The sequence below is a fragment of the Pseudomonas sp. GM33 genome (assembly GCF_000282295.1).
Taxonomy (GTDB): Bacteria; Pseudomonadota; Gammaproteobacteria; order Pseudomonadales; family Pseudomonadaceae; genus Aquipseudomonas; species Aquipseudomonas laurylsulfatiphila.
This window is the reverse complement of record NZ_AKJO01000185.1, coordinates 1-10,039: the sequence shown is the minus strand read 5'-3', so window position 1 is coordinate 10,039 and position 10,039 is coordinate 1. Positions and strand designations below refer to the sequence as shown.

The following is a 10,039-nucleotide window of genomic DNA, read 5'->3' as shown; positions in this document are numbered from 1 at the left end:
GTCGTCAACGATAACGCGGGAATTCTGGATAAACGCGGCGTCCTTGGGTTCTTCGCGAGCAGGCTCGCTCCTACAGGGGGTTGCGGTGCTGCATAAATCCCGAGCACAAAAAAAGCACCCCGCAGGGTGCTTCTTTTTTGTCCGGCTTCAGCAGATCAATGAGCCACCTGATTCTCAGACAGGATCAACTTGCCTTCCTTATCCACCGGAATCTGGTTGCCCGGATCACGATCCATGCGCACATTGCCTTCCTTACCGTCCAGCGAATACCGCACGTCGTAACCTACAACCTTGTCACTGATGTCGTTGACCGTGTTGCAGCGGGTCTGTGTCGTGGTGTAGGTATCACGCTCTTGCATGCCTTCCTGCACCTTGTTACCGGCGTAACCGCCACCGACTGCGCCCGCAACCGTGGCAATCTTCTTGCCGGTGCCGCCACCGATCTGGTTACCCAGCAAACCACCTGCCAATGCACCGACCACCGTACCGGCGATCTGATGTTGATCTTTCACCGGCGCCTGCCGGGTGACCGCTACATCCTTGCACACTTCACGTGGAGTCTTGATTTGTGTCTTGACCGGCTCAACGGCGAGTACTTGTGCGAACTCAGGACCGCTTTTAACCAGGCTGTAGGTGGCCACAGCGCCCCCGGCAGTCACACCGACAGCACCCAGTACAGCACCAACCAGCATCGACTTGTTCACATGAACCTCCTGGACCATCACATGCGGAACGTGTCCGCGCTTCTCCCAGCCTTGGAGCACAAAAAAAGGCGCGAGTTCAACTCGCGCCTTTTTTGGACTACATCGCAGAGAGAAACTTCCCTCAAGGACGGTCGTCGACTTCCTTCTCGGTATTGGCAGGAGGAATCAGGTCTTCCGTGCTCAGGTTCAGCCAGATCAGCACCACGTTCGCGATGTAGATCGACGAGTAGGTACCCGCCAGCACACCGATGAACAGGGCGATGGAGAAACCGAACAGGTTGTCGCCGCCGAAGAACAGCAGGGCCGCGATCGCCAGCAAGGTGGAGATCGAAGTCGCCATGGTCCGCAGCAGGGTTTGCGTGGTCGAGATGTTGATGTTCTCGATCAGGCTGGCCTTGCGCAGTACACGGAAGTTCTCACGAACCCGGTCGAATACCACAATGGTGTCGTTGAGCGAGTAACCGATGATCGCCAGTACCGCCGCCAGCACCGTCAGGTCGAAGGTGATCTGGAAGAACGACAGGATACCGATGGTCACGATCACGTCGTGGATCAGGGACACGATCGCACCGACCGCGAACTTCCACTGAAAGCGGAACGCCAGGTAGATCAGGATGCCGCCCAGCGCCATGAGCATGCCGAGGCCGCCCTGGTCGCGCAGCTCTTCACCCACCTGCGGGCCGACGAACTCGACGCGCTTGACCGTCGCCGGGTTCTCGCCGCCGACCTTCTGCAAGGCCTCGGCAACCTGGTGACCCAGCTGCGGGTCTTCGCCAGGCATGCGCACCAGCAGATCGGTGGTCGCACCGAAGTTCTGCACGATGGCTTCGTGATAACCCGCGGTTACCAACTGCTCACGCACCTTGGTGACATCGGCCGGACGCTCGTAGGTCAGCTCGATGAGCGTACCGCCGGTGAAGTCCAGGCCCCAGTTCATGCCCTTGTGGAAGACACTGAACAAGGCCAGTGCGGTAAGGAACAATGTGACGCCGAACGCAAAGTTGCGAACGCCCATGAAGTTGATTGTACGTAACATGGCAGCCCCTTAAATCCACAACTTCTTGAAGTCACGACCGCCGAAGATCAGGTTGACCATCGCGCGGGTCACCATGATGGCCGTGAACATCGAGGTAAAGATCCCGAGGGACATGGTCACCGCGAAGCCCTTGACCGGGCCGGTGCCCATGGCAAAGAGGATGCCGCCGACCAGCAGTGTGGTCAGGTTGGCGTCGAGAATCGCGGTGAAAGCCCGGCCGAAGCCTTCGTTGATTGCGCGCTGCACGGTCATGCCGGCGGCGATCTCTTCACGAATCCGCGAGAAGATCAGCACGTTGGCGTCGACCGCCATACCCATGGTCAACACGATACCGGCGATACCCGGCAGGGTCAGCGTTGCACCCAGCAGCGACATCAGCGCCAGCAGCATCACCATGTTCACCGCCAGAGCGACGGTGGCAATCAGGCCGAAGAAGCGGTAGATGGCCATGATGAACAGCGAGACGAACAGCATGCCCCACAGCGACGCGTCGATACCCTTGGTGATGTTGTCGGCACCCAGGCTTGGACCAATTGTGCGTTCTTCAGCAAAGTACATCGGTGCAGCCAGACCACCGGCACGCAGCAGCAGTGCCAGCTCGGACGACTCGCCCTGGCCGTTCAGGCCGGTAATACGGAACTGCGCACCCAGCGGCGACTGGATGGTCGCCAGGCTGATGATCTTCTTCTCTTCCTTGAAGCTCTGCACCGCCACGTCTTTCTCGACGCCGTTGACCACTTGCTTGGTGTAAGTGGTGACCGGACGCTGCTCGATGAAGATCACCGCCATGCTGCGACCGACGTTCGAACGGGTCGCACGGCTCATCAGCTCGCCGCCGTGGCCGTCCAGACGAATGTTCACTTCCGGCGTACCGTGCTCGCCGAAGCCGGCCTTGGCGTCAGTCACCTGGTCACCGGTGATGATCAGGCCACGCTCGATCAGCGCAGGAGGACGCTTGCCCTCACGGAACTCGAAGGATTCGGAAGTGGCTTTCGAAGCACCCGGCTCAGCAGCCAGACGGAACTCGAGGTTGGCCGTCTTGCCGAGGATACGCTTGGCTTCGGCGGTGTCCTGCACGCCCGGCAGCTCAACCACGATGCGGTTGGCGCCCTGGCGCTGGACGATCGGTTCGGCAACACCCAGCTCGTTGACGCGGTTACGTACCGTGGTCAAGTTCTGCTTGATGGAGTATTCGCGGATTTCCGCCAGCTTGGCCGGGGTCATCGCCAGACGCAGCACCGGTTGACCATTGAGGTCGGCCGGAACAATGTCGAAATCGTTGAAGTTCTTGCGGATCAGCACACGGGCCTGTTCACGGCTGTCTTCATCAGCGAAGCCCAGCTGGATGGCACCATTGAGTTGCGGCAGGCTGCGATAGCGCAGCTTTTCTTTACGCAGCAGGCTCTTTACATCGCCTTCGTAGACTTTCAGACGCGCGTCGAGGGCTTTGTCCATGTCCACTTCCAGCAGGAAGTGCACACCACCGGACAAGTCCAGACCCAGCTTCATCGGGTGCGCAGCGAGGTTGCGCAGCCATTGCGGGGTGGTTTGTGCCAGGTTCAGCGCGACGACGTAGTCATCACCCAACGCCTTGCGCACAACGTCCTTGGCCGGCAGCTGGTCTTCAGCCTTGGTCAGGCGAATCAGCCCGCCCTTGCCGTTGGCGGCCAGGGTGGCAGCCTTGACGTTGATCCCGGATTCCTTGAGCGCCGTGCTTACACGATCCAGATCAGCCTGATTGACCTGCAGCGCAGTGCTTGCACCGCTGACCTGAATGGCCGGGTCATCAGGGTAAAGATTGGGAGCGGAATAAATCAGACCGACCGCCAGCACCGCCAGGATCAGAATGTATTTCCACAGAGGATATTTGTTCAGCATCACGCCGCCCGTTTATGACGCGGGGCGCCTTGCGCGCCCCGTCGATTGAAGATGAAGTTGAAACTTAGATCGCTTTGAGCGTGCCTTTTGGCAGCGTCGCGGCGATGGCACCTTTCTGGAATTTCATTTCGACGGTGTCGGAAACTTCCAGAACGACGAAATCGTCGGCCACTTTAGTGATCTTGCCGGCGATGCCGCCGGTGGTCACAACTTCGTCACCCTTTTGCAGGCTGCTCAGCAGGTTTTTCTGCTCTTTGGCGCGCTTGGCCTGTGGACGCCAGATCATCAGGTAGAAGATGACCAGGAAGCCGACCAGGAAAATCCACTCGAAACCGCCGCCCATAGGGGCTGCCGCAGGTGCTGCAGCGTCTGCCATGGCATTAGAGATAAAAAAGCTCATTTAGCACTCCAGTTGCAAATGTTGAATCTTGGGGTCAGAAAACTCAGTCCAAAGGCGGAACAGGTAACCCGCGTTTGGCGTAGAAGGCATCGACAAAGGCGGCCAATGTACCCTGTTGAATAGCCTCGCGCAAACCAGCCATAAGCACTTGATAATGACGCAAGTTATGGATGGTATTGAGCATGCTTCCCAGCATTTCGCCGCACTTGTCCAGGTGATGCAGATAAGCGCGGGAGAAGTTCTGGCAGGTATAGCAATCGCAGGTCGGATCGAGCGGCGAATCATCATGGCGATGGAACGCGTTTCGGATCTTCAGCACGCCGGTATCGATGAACAGATGCCCATTGCGGGCATTACGGGTTGGCATCACGCAATCGAACATGTCCACACCGCGGCGCACACCCTCAACCAAGTCTTCCGGTTTGCCAACGCCCATAAGGTAACGAGGTTTGTCAGCCGGCATCATGCCCGGCAGGTAATCCAGCACCTTGATCATCTCGTGCTTGGGCTCGCCCACCGACAGGCCGCCGATGGCCAGGCCATCGAAGCCGATCTTGTCCAGGCCTTCCAGGGAGCGCATGCGCAGGTCCTGGTGCATGCCGCCCTGAACGATGCCGAACAGCGCTGCGGTATTGTCGCCATGGGCTTCTTTCGAACGCTTGGCCCAACGCAACGACAATTCCATGGAAATACGGGCGACGTCTTCATCCGCCGGGTACGGCGTGCATTCGTCGAAAATCATCACGATGTCGGAGCCCAGGTCACGCTGGACCTGCATCGACTCTTCCGGCCCCATGAACACCTTGGCGCCATCGACCGGGGAAGCGAAGGTCACGCCCTCCTCCTTGATCTTGCGCATGGCACCCAGGCTGAACACCTGGAAACCGCCGGAGTCGGTCAGGATCGGGCCTTTCCACTGCATGAAATCGTGCAGGTCGCCGTGCTTCTTGATCACTTCCGTGCCCGGGCGCAGCCACAGGTGAAAGGTGTTGCCCAGAATGATTTCAGCGCCAGTCGCCTCGATATCCCGTGGCAGCATGCCCTTGACCGTGCCGTAGGTGCCCACCGGCATGAAGGCCGGGGTCTCGACGGTACCGCGCGGGAAGGTCAAACGACCGCGACGAGCCTTGCCATCAGTGGCCAGCAGCTCGAAAGACATACGACAGGTGCGACTCATACTGTTTCCTCTGGGCCCGATTCTTTAGGGGCAGTCGGCGCAGGATTACGCGTGATGAACATCGCATCACCGTAGCTGAAAAAGCGGTAACCGTTATCGACGGCGGCCTTGTAGGCGGCCATGGTCTCGGGATAACCGGCGAACGCCGAAACCAGCATCAACAGCGTGGATTCGGGCAAATGGAAGTTGGTGACCAGGGCATCGACCACATGAAACGGCCGGCCAGGGTAAATGAAAATGTCTGTATCGCCGCTGAACGGCTTGAGCACGCCATCGCGCGCCGCACTTTCCAGCGAGCGCACACTGGTGGTCCCCACCGCCACCACACGACCACCGCGCGCGCGGCAGGCGGCAACGGCATCGACCACATCCTGGCCGACTTCCAGCCATTCGCTGTGCATGTGGTGGTCTTCGATCTGCTCGACCCGCACCGGCTGGAACGTACCCGCGCCAACGTGCAGGGTCACGAACGCCGTCTCGACGCCCTTGGCGGCAATCGCCTCCATCAGCACCTGATCGAAATGCAGCCCCGCCGTCGGCGCCGCCACCGCGCCCAAACGCTCGGCGTAGACGGTCTGGTAACGCTCGCGGTCGGCGCCTTCATCCGGGCGGTCTATATAAGGAGGCAACGGCATGTGCCCGACGCGGTCGAGCAGCGGCAACACCTCTTCAGCAAACCCCAGCTCGAACAACGCATCATGGCGCGCCAGCATCTCGGCCTCGCCACCGCCGTCGATCAGGATCTTCGACCCAGGCTTCGGCGACTTGCTGGAACGCACATGGGCCAGCACGCGATGACTGTCGAGCACCCGCTCCACCAGGATTTCCAGCTTGCCGCCGGAAGCCTTCTGGCCAAACAGCCGCGCCGGAATCACCCGGGTATTGTTGAACACCATCAAATCGCCGGGGCGCAAATGCTCCAGCAAATCAGTGAATTGACGGTGTGCCAGGGCGCCGCTGACCCCATCCAGGGTCAACAGACGACTATTGCGACGCTCGGCCAAAGGATGGCGGGCAATCAGCGAATCAGGGAGCTCGAAAGTAAAGTCAGCAACGCGCATGATGGGGTTCGTCTAGCAGGGCCGGGAAGTCTAGCGGAATTATCAAAAATTCTCCATGTACCTGATTGACCAGCGGTTATCTCATCTCTATACTTCGCCGCCATTGAGCCCTGATGGCGGAATTGGTAGACGCGGCGGATTCAAAATCCGTTTTCGAAAGGAGTGGGAGTTCGAGTCTCCCTCGGGGCACCAAAATTAAGAAAGGTCTTGCTTAGCAAGGCCTTTTTTTTTCGCCTGCGATAAAGTGGCCAGCACCCCACCCACAAACACCCCGACAACGCACCAACCTGTAGGAGCTGCCGAAGGCTGCGATCTTTTGATCTTGCTCTCTTCTGCCCCTCTCGCCGGAAGAACACTTCACAAGGATTCCCCCCATGGAATTGCACCTGGAAACCGTCGCCCTCTTCTCCCTCAAACTGGCTTATGAATCGGAAGGTCAGAGCCCGATTTTGCGTGACGATCTGGTCATGGGTGATTACCAGCGGGATGTGTTTGAGTTGCTGGTGCGGCGGGGGGATGTTGAGGGAATCCAATTGAAAATGGACGAGTGCCTCGAGTTGGCGCTGGAAGCCATCGGCGGTGTGGATAAACCGTTGGGCCGCGAGTTACAAAGGTTGGCAGGTGAATTTTCCAGTATTCAGACGATGGAGCAACTTGATGCTCCGCTCATCGCACTCAAGGACTACCTGAAAGACATTCAATGAATGAAGGTGGGCGGTCTAAAAAGGAGGAAGCCCTACAACCGGCTAGACGCTCGTCGCCACGTCTTATCCAATATCAAATTTGTCTCCTTTTTTCATGAAGAAGTAATAAATCCGTCCCCTTTCTCTTTCCAAACGACTTGAAAAATTCACTTACTTCAGGCAAGCAACACAAACCTTGCTTCAAGCCTATGCAATAACTCAAACGTATTCAAAAAATGAACATTAAGTTCCTGACAAATATTGGGAATTATGAATTTCCGTTTAGCGTCGAGATTCAGCACTTCATGAGTAACGACTGTAGACCCTGTAGTCATCGCTTTCGCAATTAACCAAGGGTCAGCACCCGCCAAAAACTCCTCCATAGCGCCTACTTTCATCTTAGGCGATTGATCAGCCACGAGCCCCGCGACCTGCGCGAATGCCAGTTGCGTATCCTGATCGGTGGTGGAGTGAAAGAAATCAGAGTTTCCCTTCGCCCAACCGGCCAGATCATCATGTCCTTTAGTTAGCTCGTCCATTACCGGTGCAATGCTGGCTAAAGCTAATGCTTTATTTTTAAGCAATAACCATTGCCAAAATCCAGGACAGATAGCCATCCCGTAGTAACGATTCTTCGCTTCGATCAGTGTGTTTGCGTCGAGTAAATAATTCATTCCGTGATCTTGCTGGCGAGAGTCCTTAATTTGGCAGGTTGCACGCCGAGCAAGTGTCCCGCCTCGCGCAGCAGCATCCGGCCACTCATTGCTTCAGTCAGCACTGCCTTGCTTAGACGAGGGCTGTTTTTCGCGGTGGCGTTACGGTAATAGTCACCCGCTCCGCCTTTTTCATCCTGGAAAGTCTTGAGGATCATTCGATAGTAAGCGCTGTAATGCGCTTGGCTTATATATCCGAGATCCAATGCGCGGCGACCGATCGCCAACTTACTGATGTGAAACCGACTCGCTAGCGGAGCTAAATTGTCTTCCCAGTTAACATCTGCATTCCATAGGGCGCGGAATTGGGTTTCGGGTGCCAGAAACTCACCTGCAACTGCATTGCAGAAACGCTCCTCCTCTCGACCATTGGCGGTATTTCCGTCAGACACTCCACTGCTACCAATCCAGATATGAGCCAGTTCGTGAAGTAAGGTGAACAGCCTGGCGGTGGGAGCGTCGGAACTGTTGATAAATACGACGGGGGCAAAGGCATTGCTGATGGCAAAACCCCGAAATTCGCTCACTTCCAGTTTGCGGTGAGTATTCCCTAGCGCAATACCACTGCGCATAACCAAAATGCCAACCGTTTCCGCAGCATCGATCAAGGCACGGCTGTATTTTTCGTAATCCAATCGAGCAATGTCAGGGTTCACGCCGAGGACTCGGCGAATATCGTCCACCACCTCTTTGACTTGAGATCGGCTATTGAAGCGACCTACAAAAGCAAGCGGCTGATGCTCCTGGTGTTGCAGATACTCCAGGTACCAGTCCTGCTTACGTATTGCATCCCTTACGGTGTCCAACAGTTCCAGAGTGGGACGTTGAGGAGCAATTCCTCCCACTGTCCGCAGATCAGGTAAAGGCAGTTGTTCGACGGGTGGCTGCTGAAGAAATAGGAAGCCAAACGGGATGTGAGCGACACTCGCCCACTTTTGAGCCTGAAGGAAAGTTGGTTTGGTCTCGCCAGCCTCCCATTCCTGTACGCGATCAGGTTTCACTGGCAGTTTTTTAGCAACCTGCTCAGTGGAGAGACCTGCACGCTCCCGAGACCAGGTGAGCAGGCTTGGATTGACGAAGGCGGCTTGGCTCATAGGGTCGCAGGCAAATCAGATGGGGCTAGTAACCATTCAAGAGCATTCTTGGCAGGTGCGTCCGACTGACGCTGGTTCCCGTTATCTGGCATTGCCTTTCTCCTTGGCTATTTGAGGTCTGGTGGCAGCGACTACAGATTAGTCGATAAGCAGGCTGCCAACGTCAGGAGCGCGCGATTATGAGGTAAATCCTCAACGACCCGAAGCGCAAATATGTAACCCGCGGACAGATGGCATTGCCCTTTTCCAGCGCCGCGCCGTCATCACGCGGATATCCCAAAGACTGACCACATAATCACCCAGCGCTCTCGAAGGTTGCAGCAAAACGATCTGCGCGATACCCTCCCACCGTCGCTGCCAATTCAGCGACCGGGTGTGGTAACCCGAGTTATTCAAGGCGCAACAGCGCCCCAATCACGTCATCAGGCGCTTTTTTTATGCCTGCGGCGTGAGTTATGGCGGCTGTGCGTGGGACGCCCTCGGGCGTGCCGGTTTCCTTGATTCCCGGTTTACCACCCTGCGCACAGCTGTCACCCATTCGTGTGGTAACGAACGTGGCAGCTCCTCATATCAAGGAGTTGGATAATGCGCAGTATCAATCCGTTTGAAATTTGGCTTTTCTCTCTATGCGATTCCCAATCGCGTAACGCCCTCCCCCATTGCCTCTCCATCCTCGGAGGTGGCCAATGACTGAACAACCTGAACTAAAAACCATCGGCCTGACACCCGCGATCTACTGCGCGGATCAAGCGTTGTTTCATGTCACTCGCGGCGTCCCTCTCGGCGATGCGTTGTCCATGGCCTCCGATTTTCTGTTCCTGGCCAAGACGCTCACTGAAGATGCTGCTTATGCCAGAGACACCGACCGTCACGCCTGGGCGGCGCATTATCTGACTTCGATGAGCAAGGCGTTGGTGGATGATGCGGTGAAGGTGCTGAGGCGGGATCGGGATAATGAAGTGGCGTCCAAGCGGGCGGGGGCTAAGGCTGAGGGGTAGTGGGCGACGCGCCGGGATCGCTTTTGGCTTCAAGCGTCAGGTGTGATGTTGTGAGGGCGGGCTTGGTTGCGGTGGGCGGGGTGTTCAGCGGGACATGTGGATGCCTTGGGTTTTTCGCGAGCGGGCTCGCTCCTACAGGGGGTTGTGGTTCAGTTCAGGGGGTTGTGTTGGCTGGGCTGGCGCCTTCGCGGGCAAGCCCGCTCCCACAGGGGTTGCGGTGAGCTGGCTGGCGTTGTTTGGCTCCAGTGGGTTGTGATTGTGGTGCACCCCCGCCATTGATAGTGGTTGGGCTGGC

At 57.2% G+C, this 10,039-nt stretch carries 10 protein-coding genes and 1 tRNA gene; 3 read left to right on the top strand and 8 right to left on the bottom strand.

All coding sequences use genetic code 11. The annotated features are described in order from the left end of the window. Positions 1–155 precede the first annotated feature (155 nt). From PMI26_RS00960 to queA, 6 genes are all read right to left on the bottom strand, one after another. Positions 156–704 carry a glycine zipper 2TM domain-containing protein gene (locus PMI26_RS00960; protein ID WP_007980599.1) on the bottom strand — a complete coding sequence of 183 codons (549 nt, stop codon included), beginning with the start codon at positions 702–704 and terminating at the stop codon, positions 156–158. A 121-nt stretch (positions 705–825) separates the two neighbouring features. After that, complete coding sequence (gene secF, locus PMI26_RS00965) at positions 826–1,740, bottom strand: protein translocase subunit SecF (protein WP_007980597.1); 915 nt, start codon at positions 1,738–1,740, stop codon at positions 826–828. Positions 1,741–1,749: 9 nt separating this feature from the next. Beyond that, on the bottom strand, positions 1,750–3,618 hold the full coding sequence (secD, locus tag PMI26_RS00970; RefSeq protein WP_007980595.1) for a protein translocase subunit SecD: 1,869 nt from the start codon (positions 3,616–3,618) through the stop codon (positions 1,750–1,752). Positions 3,619–3,682: 64 nt separating this feature from the next. Further along, positions 3,683–4,018: a preprotein translocase subunit YajC gene (gene yajC, locus PMI26_RS00975; RefSeq protein ID WP_007956696.1), complete on the bottom strand. Its 336-nt coding sequence runs from the start codon at positions 4,016–4,018 to the stop codon at positions 3,683–3,685. Positions 4,019–4,061: 43 nt separating this feature from the next. After that, a complete protein-coding gene (gene tgt / locus PMI26_RS00980; protein WP_162130301.1) occupies positions 4,062–5,177 on the bottom strand; it encodes a tRNA guanosine(34) transglycosylase Tgt in 1,116 nt (371 codons plus the stop codon). Between the two features lie 14 nt (positions 5,178–5,191). After that, positions 5,192–6,256 carry a tRNA preQ1(34) S-adenosylmethionine ribosyltransferase-isomerase QueA gene (queA, locus tag PMI26_RS00985; RefSeq protein WP_007980590.1) on the bottom strand — a complete coding sequence of 355 codons (1,065 nt, stop codon included), beginning with the start codon at positions 6,254–6,256 and terminating at the stop codon, positions 5,192–5,194. Positions 6,257–6,363: 107 nt separating this feature from the next. Between queA and PMI26_RS00990 the strand changes: the two genes are divergently transcribed. Together PMI26_RS00990 and PMI26_RS00995 are read left to right on the top strand one after the other, a co-directional pair. Beyond that, positions 6,364–6,448: transfer RNA gene (locus PMI26_RS00990), tRNA-Leu, on the top strand. 182 nt (positions 6,449–6,630) lie between these two features. Continuing rightward, positions 6,631–6,960, top strand: coding sequence for a hypothetical protein (locus tag PMI26_RS00995; RefSeq protein WP_007980588.1), 330 nt, complete (start codon positions 6,631–6,633; stop codon positions 6,958–6,960). A 155-nt stretch (positions 6,961–7,115) separates the two neighbouring features. Here PMI26_RS00995 and PMI26_RS0130015 read toward each other — a convergent pair whose 3' ends face one another. Together PMI26_RS0130015 and PMI26_RS01000 are read right to left on the bottom strand one after the other, a co-directional pair. Then, positions 7,116–7,613: a DUF4411 family protein gene (locus PMI26_RS0130015; RefSeq protein ID WP_033048498.1), complete on the bottom strand. Its 498-nt coding sequence runs from the start codon at positions 7,611–7,613 to the stop codon at positions 7,116–7,118. Continuing rightward, positions 7,610–8,746, bottom strand: coding sequence for an XRE family transcriptional regulator (locus PMI26_RS01000; protein ID WP_007980586.1), 1,137 nt, complete (start codon positions 8,744–8,746; stop codon positions 7,610–7,612). The genes PMI26_RS0130015 and PMI26_RS01000 overlap by 4 nt, the downstream gene beginning before the upstream one ends. 686 nt (positions 8,747–9,432) lie before the next feature. Between PMI26_RS01000 and PMI26_RS01005 the strand changes: the two genes are divergently transcribed. Then, positions 9,433–9,744, top strand: coding sequence for a DUF3077 domain-containing protein (locus PMI26_RS01005; protein WP_007980581.1), 312 nt, complete (start codon positions 9,433–9,435; stop codon positions 9,742–9,744). The last annotated feature ends 295 nt before the right edge of the window (positions 9,745–10,039 follow it).

Coding starts and splice junctions, on each gene's coding strand:
- secD (WP_007980595.1), bottom strand. CDS start 3,618: ATGCTGAACAAATATCCTCTGTGGAAATACATTCTGATCCTGGCGGTG.
- PMI26_RS01005 (WP_007980581.1), top strand. CDS start 9,433: ATGACTGAACAACCTGAACTAAAAACCATCGGCCTGACACCCGCGATC.
- queA (WP_007980590.1), bottom strand. CDS start 6,256: ATGCGCGTTGCTGACTTTACTTTCGAGCTCCCTGATTCGCTGATTGCC.
- secF (WP_007980597.1), bottom strand. CDS start 1,740: ATGTTACGTACAATCAACTTCATGGGCGTTCGCAACTTTGCGTTCGGC.
- yajC (WP_007956696.1), bottom strand. CDS start 4,018: ATGAGCTTTTTTATCTCTAATGCCATGGCAGACGCTGCAGCACCTGCG.
- PMI26_RS00995 (WP_007980588.1), top strand. CDS start 6,631: ATGGAATTGCACCTGGAAACCGTCGCCCTCTTCTCCCTCAAACTGGCT.
- tgt (WP_162130301.1), bottom strand. CDS start 5,177: ATGTCTTTCGAGCTGCTGGCCACTGATGGCAAGGCTCGTCGCGGTCGT.
- PMI26_RS0130015 (WP_033048498.1), bottom strand. CDS start 7,613: ATGAATTATTTACTCGACGCAAACACACTGATCGAAGCGAAGAATCGT.
- PMI26_RS01000 (WP_007980586.1), bottom strand. CDS start 8,746: ATGAGCCAAGCCGCCTTCGTCAATCCAAGCCTGCTCACCTGGTCTCGG.